This window comes from Streptomyces sp. NPDC007088, from assembly GCF_042869355.1.
Classification (GTDB): domain Bacteria; phylum Actinomycetota; class Actinomycetes; order Streptomycetales; family Streptomycetaceae; genus Streptomyces.
On record NZ_JBIAFO010000007.1, the window covers coordinates 12,522 to 25,425 of the forward strand.

The 12,904-nt window shown below is 68.5% G+C and carries 11 protein-coding genes; 2 read left to right on the forward strand and 9 right to left on the reverse strand.

Annotation, left to right across the window (positions count from 1 at the left end; all coding sequences use genetic code 11):
• Positions 1–66: 66 nt before the first annotated feature.
• The 6 genes from tuf to ACFYMP_RS13010 all read right to left on the reverse strand — a co-directional run bounded on the left by tuf (position 67) and on the right by ACFYMP_RS13010 (position 6,501).
• Positions 67–1,260 carry an elongation factor Tu gene (tuf, locus tag ACFYMP_RS12985; protein WP_388855213.1) on the reverse strand — a complete coding sequence of 398 codons (1,194 nt, stop codon included), beginning with the start codon at positions 1,258–1,260 and terminating at the stop codon, positions 67–69.
• Positions 1,261–1,412: 152 nt separating this feature from the next.
• On the reverse strand, positions 1,413–3,533 hold the full coding sequence (gene fusA / locus ACFYMP_RS12990; RefSeq protein ID WP_388855216.1) for an elongation factor G: 2,121 nt from the start codon (positions 3,531–3,533) through the stop codon (positions 1,413–1,415).
• A gap of 39 nt (positions 3,534–3,572) precedes the next feature.
• Positions 3,573–4,043 (reverse strand): 30S ribosomal protein S7, encoded by a 471-nt coding sequence (gene rpsG, locus ACFYMP_RS12995; RefSeq protein WP_077968976.1) that lies wholly within the window; start codon positions 4,041–4,043, stop codon positions 3,573–3,575.
• 2 nt (positions 4,044–4,045) lie between these two features.
• On the reverse strand, positions 4,046–4,417 hold the full coding sequence (gene rpsL / locus ACFYMP_RS13000; RefSeq protein ID WP_007823146.1) for a 30S ribosomal protein S12: 372 nt from the start codon (positions 4,415–4,417) through the stop codon (positions 4,046–4,048).
• A gap of 369 nt (positions 4,418–4,786) precedes the next feature.
• Positions 4,787–5,824 (reverse strand): hypothetical protein, encoded by a 1,038-nt coding sequence (locus ACFYMP_RS13005; protein WP_388855221.1) that lies wholly within the window; start codon positions 5,822–5,824, stop codon positions 4,787–4,789.
• Positions 5,821–6,501: a hypothetical protein gene (locus ACFYMP_RS13010; protein ID WP_388855224.1), complete on the reverse strand. Its 681-nt coding sequence runs from the start codon at positions 6,499–6,501 to the stop codon at positions 5,821–5,823. The genes ACFYMP_RS13005 and ACFYMP_RS13010 overlap by 4 nt, the downstream gene beginning before the upstream one ends.
• A 242-nt stretch (positions 6,502–6,743) precedes the next feature.
• On the opposite strand from ACFYMP_RS13010, the gene ACFYMP_RS13015 reads away from it, so the two are divergent.
• Positions 6,744–7,814 carry a cell wall protein gene (locus ACFYMP_RS13015; RefSeq protein WP_388855227.1) on the forward strand — a complete coding sequence of 357 codons (1,071 nt, stop codon included), beginning with the start codon at positions 6,744–6,746 and terminating at the stop codon, positions 7,812–7,814.
• Positions 7,815–7,830: 16 nt separating this feature from the next.
• Here ACFYMP_RS13015 and ACFYMP_RS13020 read toward each other — a convergent pair whose 3' ends face one another.
• Positions 7,831–8,130: a hypothetical protein gene (locus ACFYMP_RS13020; RefSeq protein ID WP_388855230.1), complete on the reverse strand. Its 300-nt coding sequence runs from the start codon at positions 8,128–8,130 to the stop codon at positions 7,831–7,833.
• A gap of 88 nt (positions 8,131–8,218) precedes the next feature.
• Positions 8,219–8,497, reverse strand: a complete 279-nt coding sequence (locus tag ACFYMP_RS13025; protein ID WP_388855233.1) for a hypothetical protein — start codon at positions 8,495–8,497, stop codon at positions 8,219–8,221.
• Between the two features lie 52 nt (positions 8,498–8,549).
• On the opposite strand from ACFYMP_RS13025, the gene ACFYMP_RS13030 reads away from it, so the two are divergent.
• Positions 8,550–8,771: a hypothetical protein gene (locus ACFYMP_RS13030; RefSeq protein WP_388855236.1), complete on the forward strand. Its 222-nt coding sequence runs from the start codon at positions 8,550–8,552 to the stop codon at positions 8,769–8,771.
• Between the two features lie 163 nt (positions 8,772–8,934).
• Here ACFYMP_RS13030 and ACFYMP_RS13035 read toward each other — a convergent pair whose 3' ends face one another.
• Entirely contained in the window at positions 8,935–12,846 is a 3,912-nt protein-coding gene (locus ACFYMP_RS13035; RefSeq protein ID WP_388855239.1) for a DNA-directed RNA polymerase subunit beta', read from the reverse strand.
• Positions 12,847–12,904: the final 58 nt, after the last annotated feature.

Below are 12,904 nucleotides of genomic sequence, written 5' to 3' on the forward strand. Positions count from 1 at the left end.
CAGGGCCCGGAGCGGCGACCCGCGAACGGGTCAGAGGTCGTACTCAGCTCACGCGAGCAACAAGACTTACTTGTTGATCTTGGTGACCTGGCCGGCGCCCACGGTCCGGCCACCCTCACGGATGGCGAACTTCAGGCCCTCTTCCATGGCGACGGGCTGGATGAGCTCGACGGTCATCTCGGTGTTGTCGCCCGGCATGACCATCTCGGTGCCCTCGGGGAGGGTCACGACGCCGGTCACGTCCGTGGTACGGAAGTAGAACTGCGGACGGTAGTTGTTGAAGAAGGGGGTGTGACGGCCACCCTCGTCCTTCGACAGGATGTACGCCTGCGCCTCGAACGAGGTGTGCGGCGTGACCGAGCCGGGCTTGATGATGACCTGGCCGCGCTCGACGTCCTCGCGCTTGATGCCACGGAGGAGCAGACCGACGTTCTCACCGGCCTGGCCCTCGTCGAGCAGCTTGCGGAACATCTCGATACCGGTGACCGTGGTGGTCGCCTTCTCCTGCTTGATACCGATGATGTCGACGGTCTCGTTGACCTTCAGGACACCGCGCTCGATACGACCGGTGACGACCGTGCCACGACCGGTGATCGTGAAGACGTCCTCGATCGGCATCAGGAACGGCTTGTCGACGTCGCGCTCGGGCTCCGGGATGGACTCGTCCACGGCCTTCATGAGCTCCAGGACCGAGTTGCCCCACTCCTTGTCGCCCTCAAGGGCCTTCAGAGCGGAGACCTTGACGACCGGAAGGTCGTCGCCCGGGAACTCGTACTCGGAGAGGAGCTCACGCACCTCAAGCTCGACGAGCTCCAGGATCTCCTCGTCGTCCACCATGTCGGCCTTGTTCAGGGCGACGACGATGTAGGGGACGCCGACCTGGCGGGCCAGGAGCACGTGCTCCTTGGTCTGCGGCATCGGACCGTCGGTCGCGGCGACCACGAGGATCGCGCCGTCCATCTGGGCGGCACCGGTGATCATGTTCTTGATGTAGTCCGCGTGACCGGGGCAGTCGACGTGGGCGTAGTGACGCGTCTCCGTCTGGTACTCGACGTGCGCGATGGAGATGGTGATACCGCGCTGGCGCTCCTCGGGAGCCTTGTCGATCTGGTCGAAGGCCGAGGCCTCGTTCAGGTCCGGGTACGCGTCGTGCAGCACCTTGGTAATGGCGGCCGTGAGGGTCGTCTTACCGTGGTCGATGTGACCGATGGTGCCGATGTTGACGTGCGGCTTAGTCCGCTCGAACTTCGCCTTCGCCACTGGGTCCTCCTGTGGAGTGGTTCTGTACGCCTTGCTTCATCGGCGCCAGGTGATCTTTGCTGGGATGCCCGGTGCCCCGGGGCGCCCGCCGCTTTCACGGTGGACGCCCCATCGGGCTCCGGAGTCAAGCCTACGGCGTGAACTCGGGTGAGTTATTCGCCCTTGGCCTTCGCGATGATCTCCTCGGCGACGTTCCGCGGAACCTCGGCGTAGGAGTCGAACTGCATCGAGTAGCTTGCGCGACCCGAGGTCTTGCTGCGGAGGTCTCCGACGTAGCCGAACATCTCCGACAGCGGAACCAGGCCCGTGACGAGCTTGGCGCCGTGGCGGTCCTCCATGGACTGGATCTGACCGCGACGGGAGTTGATGTCACCGATGACGTCACCCATGTAGTCCTCGGGCGTCGTCACCTCGACCTTCATCATCGGCTCCAGCAGGGCCGGGCTGGCCTTGCGGGCGGCCTCCTTGAAGGCCATGGAACCGGCGATCTTGAAGGCCATCTCGGAGGAGTCGACCTCGTGGTAGGCACCGTCGAGAAGGGTCACGCGGACACCCGTGAGGGGGTAGCCGGCGAGCACACCGAACTCCATGGCCTCCTGCGCACCCGCGTCCACCGAGGGGATGTACTCCCGGGGGATGCGGCCACCGGTGACCTTGTTCACGAACTCGTAGCCGTCGCCCTCAAGCGGCTCAAGGGCGATCTGCACCTTCGCGAACTGGCCGGAACCACCGGTCTGCTTCTTGTGCGTGTAGTCCAGGCGCTCGACCGGCTTGCGCAGGGTCTCGCGGTACGCGACCTGCGGCTTGCCGACGTTGGCCTCGACGCGGAACTCACGGCGCATACGGTCGACCAGCACGTCCAGGTGAAGCTCACCCATGCCGGCGATGATCGTCTGCCCGGTCTCCTCGTCGGTCTTGACGCGGAAGGACGGGTCCTCCTCGGCCAGACGCTGGATCGCGACGCCCAGCTTCTCCTGGTCGCCCTTGGACTTCGGCTCGATCGCGACCTCGATCACGGGGGCCGGGAAGTCCATGGACTCCAGGATCACCGGGTTCGCCGGGTCGCAGAGGGTCTCACCGGTGGTGGTCTGCTTCAGACCCATGACGGCGACGATGTCACCGGCACCCACCGACTCGATCTCCTCACGCTTGTTGGCGTGCATCCGGTAGATCTTGCCGATGCGCTCCTTGCGGCCCTTGACCGAGTTCTGCACGGCGGAACCCGACTCCAGGCGCCCGGAGTACACGCGGACGAAGGTCAGCTTGCCGAGGTGCGGGTCGCTCGCGATCTTGAACGCGAGGGCCGCCAGCGGCTCGTCCTCGGAGGGACGACGCTTGATGATCTCTTCCGGGTTCTTGACGTCCTGGCCCTCGATCGCCTCGATGTCGAGCGGGGAGGGCAGGTAACGGACCACGGCGTCGAGCAGGGGCTGAACGCCCTTGTTCTTGAACGCGGTACCGCAGAACACGGGGGTGACGGTGGTGCCGTCGCCCTTGCCGGAGGCGATGGTGACGCGGCGGATGGCCTCGTACAGCTGCTCCACGGAGGGCTCCTCGCCCTCCAGGTACAGCTCCATCATGGCGTCGTCGTTCTCGGCCACGGCCTCAAGGAGCTTGCCGCGCCACTCGGCGGCGGCCTCCGTGTGCGTGTCCGGGATGTCGACGATGTCGTACGCCTCGCCCAGCGCGGTCTCGGCGGACCACACGAAGGCCTTCATCGTGACGAGGTCGACGACACCCTGGAAGTCGGCCTCGGCCCCGATGGGCAGCTGCATGACGATCGGCGTCGCACCGAGGCGGTCGATGATCATGTCGACACAGCGGTGGAACTCGGCGCCGGTGCGGTCGAGCTTGTTGACGAAGCAGATACGCGGAACGCCGTAGCGGTCAGCCTGACGCCAGACGGTCTCGGACTGCGGCTCGACGCCGGCGACACCGTCGAACACCGTGACAGCACCGTCGAGTACGCGCAGCGAACGCTCCACCTCGACGGTGAAGTCGACGTGGCCCGGGGTGTCGATGATGTTGATCGTGTGGTCGACGTCGTTCAGCGGCCAGTGACAGGTGGTGGCGGCAGAGGTGATCGTGATGCCACGCTCCTGCTCCTGCTCCATCCAGTCCATGGTCGCCGCGCCGTCGTGGACCTCACCGATCTTGTACGAGACACCGGTGTAGTACAGGATGCGCTCGGTGGTCGTCGTCTTGCCCGCGTCGATGTGCGCCATGATCCCGATGTTGCGGACCTTGGCAAGGTCAAGCGAAGTGGTAGCCATAAGGCTTCTGTCTTCTCTCGGTCTCGATGGGGGTAGCGACTACCAGCGGTAGTGCGCGAAGGCCTTGTTGGACTCGGCCATCTTGTGCGTGTCCTCGCGCTTCTTCACCGCGGCGCCCAGGCCGTTCGAAGCGTCGAGAAGCTCGTTGGTCAGCCGCTCGGTCATGGTCTTCTCGCGACGGGCGCGCGAGTAGCCGACGAGCCAGCGCAGCGCGAGGGTGCTGGCGCGGCCGGGCTTGACCTCGATCGGAACCTGATAGGTCGCACCACCGACGCGGCGGGACTTGACCTCCAGGGTCGGCTTGATGTTCTCCAGCGCGCGCTTGAGCGTGATGACCGGGTCGTTGCCGGTCTTCTCGCGCAGGCCCTCCATGGCGCCGTACACGATGCGCTCGGCGGTGGAGCGCTTGCCGTTCAGCAGCACCTTGTTGATGAGGGAGGTCACCAGAGGAGAACCGTAGACCGGGTCGATGATGACCGGGCGCTTCGGGGCGGGGCCCTTACGAGGCATTCTTACTTCTCCTTCTTGGCGCCGTAGCGGCTGCGGGCCTGCTTGCGGTTCTTGACACCCTGGGTGTCGAGGGAACCGCGGATGATCTTGTAACGAACACCCGGCAGGTCCTTCACACGGCCGCCGCGCACGAGCACGATGGAGTGCTCCTGCAGGTTGTGTCCCTCACCCGGGATGTAGGCCGTGACCTCGATGCCGGAGGTCAGACGCACACGCGCGACCTTACGGAGGGCCGAGTTCGGCTTCTTCGGGGTGGTCGTGAACACACGCGTGCAGACGCCACGGCGCTGAGGCGAACCATCGAGCGCGGGCGTCTTGTTCTTCTCGACCTTGTCCTGCCGGCCCTTCCGGACCAGCTGCTGGATCGTAGGCACTACTTCTCCGGTTTCTGTGTGCCGAATAGGTAAAGCTAACCTGGAACACCCCCGACCCACGCGGTCGGGTGTGTCGAACCCTGCGGACTTCCGCACAAGGCGGAGAGGATGCGGATCACGGTGGCCGGTATCGAGTCCGGTGTGCGGTGGATAGGCACGCACGGGGACCCGGGCACACCCCAGGCACAAGGTCAGAGCGTACCTACCGTATGGACCTGGGTCAAAACAAATGCACATGCGTACGACGGGACCGTACGAGTGTGGCACGAGGGACGGGGGCCGGGTGCCGGGGCGTTCCCTTCGGGCGCGCGGACGGTGGCTACGCTGCGTGCGCGCGCGCTCGCCCGGGGACGCCCCGGCCGGCGGCGCTCACCGGTTCACGGCCTGGATCTCCTCCACCCGGACGTCCCGCGTCTGGCCGTAGGTCCCGTCGGGCAGGTCGCCGCCCGCCCCGCCGGTCCCGGTCCAGCGCGTCTCCCAGTTCACGGCGGCCGACATCCGGTACGTGCCCTGCCCCGAGGACCGGGTGTAGGTCACCCCGCAGGGCGGCGTCCGGTCCGCCTTCCCGGCGGCGAAGGGCTCACCGATGGCGCCGTCGGCCACCGGGCAGTTCCCGCCCCCGGGTATGACGTGCGCGTCCTCCGTCCCCGGCTCCACCTTCATCCCGGTCGGCGTCGCGGTCGTCGTCGCCTCCATGTGGAAACCGCCCACGTCCAGCGAGGCCGTCACCGACACCGGCTCGACGTCCGCCTTGTCCAGCCACACCCACGTCGGCAGGTTGACCTTGCTCGCGGCGGCCGGGGCGAGCTTCGCCTTCAGGCTGGGGACCTTCATGCGCTCGTAGGCGAGGCCGGCGAGGATCTCGGGCGAGATGGCGTGGGGGACGTCCGGAGCCGTGCCGTTCTCCGCCCAGAAGGGCGGGCGGTCGCACTCCATCATCTGCTCGATGGTGGCGTCGTCCCGGTACTGGGCGGTCCAGTACATGCCCTTGCCCTTGTCCTTCTTGTGGTACTCGTCCTTCGCGTACCCCTGGTTCTCCGAGGAGATGTCGCGCACGATGTCGTTGGCGCCGGGGTCGTGCACGGCCGCGAAGTACAGCCGCTGCCGCGACTCCTCGAACTGCTCCGGGTCGTACTCGGGGGCGTACCAGCAGCCGGGCGGGTCCCAGTCGGCGACGGCGGCCCGCCCACCGGAACCGCCCAAGGCGCCGCCGCGCTGGGTGTAGGTGATGTGGACGGTGGAGCTGATGTGACCACCGCCGGAGTTGCCGTGCTGGTCGGCTTCGGCCTGGCTGCCGGCAGTCGGGCCGTGGGTCCTCGCCGCCGCGCTCCCCGCCCCGCCCAGGAGGCACGCACCAGCCGTCGCCAGCACCAGGGCGCCCCCGAGCGCACGCTTTGCCCCGTTCACTGGCACTGTTCGGCCCCTACCTTCGCCTGGATCTCCTTGACCACCCAGACGCCGTCCGAGCCAGTGGAACGCACTAGGCCCAACTCGTACCAAGTGTGGTCGTCGGCGCCCGGTTCGGTGACTTCGGTCTTACCGGTCTTCAGGTTCTTGGAGTAGAACTTCGAGTCGTCCGTGCAAAGGGACACGGCGGCGCTCTCGCCGGACTCGGACACCTTGCTCGTCTGGCGGTGCATCCGCTCGGTACCCGCGATCGAGTAGTGCTGCGTGATGTTGCCCTTGACTGTCTTCTGCGCCACAGTGCGCGCGGCACTTCCTGGATACGAGTAGTAGAGATAAGCGGGTTCGCTCACGTCCTGAAGAGCGATGGCGCGGTTGATGGCCGTCAGGTAGTGCACAGCAGCCGCCAGGGCAGCCGCCTGCGCCTTGTCCGCAGGCTCCCGCCAGTCCTGGACGACCTTGACGTCCTTCGGCAGGCTCAGGTCCGGCGCCTTCGGGTCCGGCGTACTGGCCGAAGGCGAAGGGCTCTTGCTGGCCTCGGGCGAGCCCGCGTCCGCCCCCGCCACCTTCTTCCCCGAGTCCGCCTCCCCGCCCCCGTCGTCCCCTCCCCCGCACGCCGTCAACGACACCGATACGGCGGCCAGGAGGGCGGCGGCGGGCAGGAGGCGCTGGCGATTCACTACGGGGCTCCAGAGACGTGGGGAGTACCTGTCAACTCAAGACGCTAACCGGGCGCTCGCGGGTTGCGCCAGATTTCGCCGCCCCGCCCCCGGCCTCCACAGAAAGTCCACGCGCGGTGGCTCAACACGTACCGCTAAATGGCGTGTTGCCGGACATGGCGGTACGTACGCCCCGCGCCCCCTGTCGCCCCCGCCGGGGAAAGCGCACCATGGGGACAGGCCGAGCATCGAGGGGGAACTCCATGCCGCACGACGCCTCCCCGTCCCCGTTCCCGGAGGACAGGTCCCCGAGGGACAGGTTCCCGGACGTCGCGTCCAGCCGACGCTCCGCCCCGGGGAAACCCGAACCGGGCACGGCGCGGCGCCCGTTGACCTGGCCGCGCGCCCTCGGGCACGGGGTGGCCAGCGGGACCGTGCTGTTCCTGCTGCTCGTCCTGTCGATGACGCTGTTCCCCGACGGGAGGCTGTTCGCCCTGATCTTCCTCGGCGGACTCGTGGTCCCGCCCGCGCTCGCCGCGCACCACTACGGCCGGGGCAACCCGGCGCTCACCCGCGGGAAGCAGGCCCGGACCGTCCGGCCGGAGGTGCTGGACTACGCGCGGGAGGTGCAGGCGCTCGACTACCGGCCGGGCCCCGACTCCACCGAGGACGATCTCGCCGACTACCAACTCGCCCTCGACGCCTACGAGAAGGCGCTCGACGAGAGGGACGACGAGGACGCCGCCGTGACGCTCCAGGAGGGCTGGACGGCGCTCGCCCGGCTGCGGGTGCCCAACGCCGAGTGGAACCACGGCACGGGGCAGGCCACGCTGCGCCTGGTGCGCCCGGAGCCCGGCCGGCCCGCCGTGCTCGCCTTCACCAGCCCGGCGCTCGGCCTGGTCCGGCTGCGCACGCGCGGCCCCCGGGGCAGCTGGATACGGCTGTACGAGGCGGGCGGGCCCGTCTGCGCCCGGCTGCCGCTGCCGGCCCGCGAGGGCGCCACCCTGCAACTGGAGATCCACACCGAGGGGGCCTGGCGCACGGCCGTGCTCGGCGCCTCCGTGATCCGCGCGCTCGACGACGAGACCCCCGCCGTCCACGGCCACGGCGGTGACCTCCTGCACGTGGCGCCCACGCCCCGGCTGCTGTTCCGCCACAGCGGGCAGGGGCCCTATCAGGTACGGCACCTCATGCAGGGCCTGCGTCCCGCCGGGGTCGTCGCGGAGGGCAGCGGCCCCGCCCAGCTGTGGCTGCCGCACACCACCCGCACGGCCCTGCTCCAGATCCAGACCCGGGGCGGCTGGTCGCTCAGCAGCCGCCCCAAGGAGAGCTGACCCCCGCCCCGCGCCGTCAGCCCCAGTAGCCGCCGGCCGGCTGCCTGACCCACAGCTCCTTGCCGGAAGCGCCCCCGCAGTAGAACCAGTACGGGCCGCTGCCGTCCCGCGGATAGCCCCACCAGTCGTTGCCGGTCTCGGCCGCCGCTCTGCACCGGCCGGCCGAACTCTCGTTGTACTGCCAGATGTTCACGTAATCGGTCGCGGAGGCGGGCCCCGCCGTCAGCGCCAGGACCGCGCCCGCGATCACCGCCGCCGCCGGAGCCGGCCGGCGCCCGAGCCCCGCCCTCGTCGTCCTCAGCGTCCTCGGCGTCATCAGCGTCCTTCCTCCCGAGCGGTGTACGTCCTGCGCCCCGTACACGCGCGCGGGCGGTCGCGGGGTTCACGCCGTCTTGCCGCACCGGCTAGTAGTGCCAGCGCAGCGCGCTGGCCGACTGGCCGCAGGTGATCCTGCGGCCCGAGGCGTCGGTGGTGGAGCGGCCCGCGTCCGCCTTCCGGCAGAACTGGCCCGCGCGGTAGCAGTTGCCCGCGGTGGAGCGGATGTCGCACAGCTCGACGGCCGGCCGGGCCACGCTCGGCTTGGCCGCCGGGGACTTCACGACCGGGGCCGGCTCGGTGACCGGGGCGCGCGTACGGGTGGGCGCGGGGGCCACCGTGTGCGTGCGGCTGGGCGTGGGCGTCACGACGCGCGCGGTACGGGCCGGGGCGGGCGGGCGCGTGCCCGAGGGGCCCGGCGTGGGCGAGGCGGCCGGCGCGGAGCTGCCCGGCGCCAAAGACCCGGGCCCGGACCCGGACCCGGACGCGGGCGCGGACGCGGGCGCGGGCCGTTCGGCGGGCGAGGAGGACACGGCCACCGTCCGGTGCGCCTCGCCCGCCGAGGGGGAACCACCGGCCCCGCAGGCCGTCAGGACGAGCCCGATAAGGAGAGAACCGGCGGATATCGTGAAGCGTCTGTGAATCATGGCGGGATGCTAGACCGGCCGCACAGACCCCGTCAGCCCTTTGCGCCAACACCGGGCTGCGTTCTCCAAGGGGCCTCGCACGCGAAAGGGCGGCCACCCCGCCGAAGCAGGATGACCGCCCTTCACCGCGCTACCAGCCGCGAACGGCCGGGCTCGCCTTACTGGTTGTACGGACCGTAGTCGTAGTCCTCCAGCGGGACGGCCTGGCCGGAGCCCGAGCCGAACGGCGAGTAGTCGATGTCGTCGTAGCCGACGGCCGAGTACATCGCGGCCTTGGCCTCCTCGGTCGGCTCGACCCGGATGTTGCGGTAGCGGGACAGACCCGTACCGGCCGGGATGAGCTTACCGATGATGACGTTCTCCTTGAGGCCGATCAGGGAGTCCGACTTGGCGTTGATCGCCGCGTCGGTCAGGACCCTGGTCGTCTCCTGGAAGGAGGCCGCCGACAGCCACGACTCGGTGGCCAGCGAGGCCTTGGTGATACCCATCAGCTGCGGACGGCCGGAAGCGGGGTGACCGCTCTCGGTGACCACACGACGGTTCTCCTGCTCGAACTTCGAGCGCTCGACCAGCTCGCCGGGCAGCAGCTCCGCGTCGCCCGACTCGATGATCGTCACCCGGCGCAGCATCTGCCGGATGATGATCTCGATGTGCTTGTCGTGGATCGACACACCCTGCGAGTTGTAGACCTTCTGGACCTCGCCGACCAGATGCACCTGGACCGCGCGCTGGCCGAGGATACGCAGCACGTCGTGCGGGTTGGTGGCACCCACGGTGAGCTTCTGGCCCACCTCGACGTGATCGCCCTCGCCGACCTGGACCCGGGCGCGCTTGGAGATCGGGTACGCCGTCTCCTCGCTGCCGTCGTCCGGGGTGACGACGATCTTCTTGGTCTTCTCGGTCTCCTCGATACGGACGCGGCCGGCCGCCTCCGAGATCGGGGCGACACCCTTGGGCGTACGGGCCTCGAAGAGCTCGACGACACGGGGCAGACCCTGGGTGATGTCGTCACCGGCCACACCACCGGTGTGGAAGGTACGCATCGTCAGCTGCGTGCCGGGCTCACCGATGGACTGGGCGGCGATGATGCCGACCGCCTCACCGATGTCGACCAGCTTGCCGGTGGCCAGCGAACGGCCGTAGCACATCGCGCAGGTACCGACGGCGGACTCGCAGGTCAGGACCGAACGGGTCTTGACCTCCTCGATGCCGTGGCGGACCAGCTCGTCGATGAGCACGTCACCGAGGTCGGTACCGGCCGGGGCCAGTACGACGTCCCCGACGACGATGTCCTCGGCGAGGCAGCGCGCGTACACGCTGGTCTCGACGTTCTCCGTCTTGCGCAGCACGCCGTCCGCGCCGCGCTCGGCGATGGCCAGGCGCAGACCGCGGTCGGTGCCGCAGTCCTCCTCGCGGATGATGACGTCCTGCGAGACGTCGACGAGACGACGCGTGAGGTAGCCGGAGTCAGCGGTACGCAGAGCGGTGTCGGCCAGACCCTTACGGGCACCGTGCGTGGAGATGAAGTACTCCAGCACGGACAGGCCCTCGCGGAAGGACGCCTTGATGGGACGCGGGATCGTCTCGTTCTTGGCGTTCGACACCAGACCACGCATACCGGCGATCTGACGCAGCTGCATCATGTTCCCTCGGGCGCCCGAGTTCACCATCATGGCGATCGGGTTGGTCTTCGGGAAGTTCTCGTTCATCGCCTCGGCCACCTCGTTGGTGGCCATGGTCCAGATCCGGATGAGCTCCTGCGTGCGCTCGTCCTTGGTGATCAGACCGCGCTCGTACTGCTTCTGGACCTTCTCGTCCTGCGCCTCGTAGCCCTGGACGATCGCCTTCTTGGCCTCGGGGACCACGACGTCGGAGATGGCCACGGTGACGCCGGAACGGGTCGCCCAGTGGAAGCCGGACGCCTTCAGGTTGTCGAGCGTCGCCGCCACGATGACCTTGGGGTAGCGCTCGGCGAGGTCGTTGACGATCTCGGAGAGCTGCTTCTTGCCCACCGAGTAGTCGACGAACGGGTAGTCCTCGGGCAGCAGCTCGTTGAAGAGCGCGCGGCCCAGGGTCGTCCGCAGCCGGAAGGAGTCGCCCGGCTGGTACGCGGCCGTGCCGTACTCCTCGTTCTCCTCCTCGCTCGGCGGGGTCCAGCCGCGGGGCGGCATGGTGCCGACCGGGAACCGGATGTCCACCTTCGCCTGGAGGGACAGCTCCCCGGCGTCGAAGGCCATGGTCGCCTCGGCGGTCGAGCCGAAGGACCGGCCCTCGCCGATGACCTTGCGCTCCTCCTCGTCCGTGGTGAGGAAGAAGAGGCCCAGCACCATGTCCTGGGTCGGCATGGTGACCGGACGGCCGTCGGCCGGCTTGAGGATGTTGTTCGAGGACAGCATCAGGATGCGGGCCTCGGCCTGCGCCTCCGCGGACAGCGGCAGGTGCACGGCCATCTGGTCACCGTCGAAGTCCGCGTTGAACGCGGTGCACACGAGCGGGTGGATCTGGATGGCCTTGCCCTCGACCAGCTGCGGCTCGAAGGCCTGGATGCCGAGGCGGTGCAGGGTGGGCGCACGGTTCAGCAGCACCGGGTGCTCGGCGATGACCTCTTCGAGGACGTCGTACACGACGGTGCGGCCACGCTCGACCATGCGCTTGGCCGACTTGATGTTCTGCGCGTGGTTGAGGTCCACCAGGCGCTTCATCACGAAGGGCTTGAACAGCTCCAGCGCCATCGCCTTCGGCAGACCGCACTGGTGCAGCTTGAGCTGCGGGCCGACGACGATCACGGAACGGGCCGAGTAGTCGACGCGCTTGCCGAGCAGGTTCTGACGGAAGCGGCCCTGCTTGCCCTTGAGCATGTCGGACAGCGACTTCAGCGGACGGTTGCCGGGGCCCGTGACCGGGCGGCCGCGACGGCCGTTGTCGAAGAGCGCGTCCACGGCCTCCTGGAGCATGCGCTTCTCGTTGTTCACGATGATCTCGGGCGCGCCGAGGTCGAGAAGCCGCTTCAGGCGGTTGTTGCGGTTGATGACGCGGCGGTACAGGTCGTTGAGGTCGGAGGTCGCGAAGCGGCCACCGTCCAGCTGCACCATCGGACGCAGGTCCGGCGGGATGACCGGGACGCAGTCCAGGACCATGCCCTTGGGGCTGTTGACCGTCTGGAGGAAGGCGGAGACGACCTTGAGGCGCTTGAGCGCGCGGGTCTTCTTCTGGCCCTTGCCGGTCCGGATGATCTCGCGGAGGCGCTCGGCCTCCTCGTCGAGGTCGAAGGTCTCCAGCCGCTTCTGCAGCGCGGCGGCGCCCATCGAACCGTCGAAGTAGGTGCCGAAGCGGTCGCGCAGCTCGCGGTAGAGCAGCTCGTCGCCCTCCAGGTCCTGGACCTTGAGGTTCTTGAACCGGCTCCACACCTCGTCGAGGCGGTCGATCTCGCGCTGCGCGCGGTCGCGCAGCTGCTTCATCTCGCGCTCGGCGCCTTCGCGCACCTTGCGGCGCACGTCGGCCTTGGCGCCCTCGGCCTCCAGCTCGGCGAGGTCCGTCTCCAGCTTCTTGGCGCGGTTCTCCAGATCGGAGTCGCGACGGTTCTCGACCTGCTGACGCTCGACCTGGACCTGGGCCTCCAGGGAGGGCAGGTCGCGGGTACGGCGGTCCTCGTCCACGTACGTGATCATGTACGCGGCGAAGTAGATGACCTTCTCCAGGTCCTTCGGGGCGAGGTCGAGCAGGTAGCCCAGCCGCGAGGGAACGCCCTTGAAGTACCAGATGTGGGTCACGGGAGCGGCCAGCTCGATGTGGCCCATCCGCTCACGGCGCACCTTGGCGCGGGTGACCTCGACGCCACAGCGCTCGCAGATGATGCCCTTGAAGCGGACACGCTTGTACTTGCCGCAGTAGCACTCCCAGTCCCGGGTGGGGCCGAAGATCTTCTCGCAGAAGAGCCCGTCCTTTTCCGGCTTGAGGGTGCGGTAGTTGATGGTCTCCGGCTTCTTGACCTCGCCGTGCGACCAGGTCCGAATGTCGTCCGCGGTGGCAAGGCCGATCCGCAGCTCGTCGAAGAAGTTGACGTCGAGCACTATGCGTCAATCCCTCTCAGGGTTGTGTCAAAAGTGGTCTGTACGGGTCCTGCGCCCC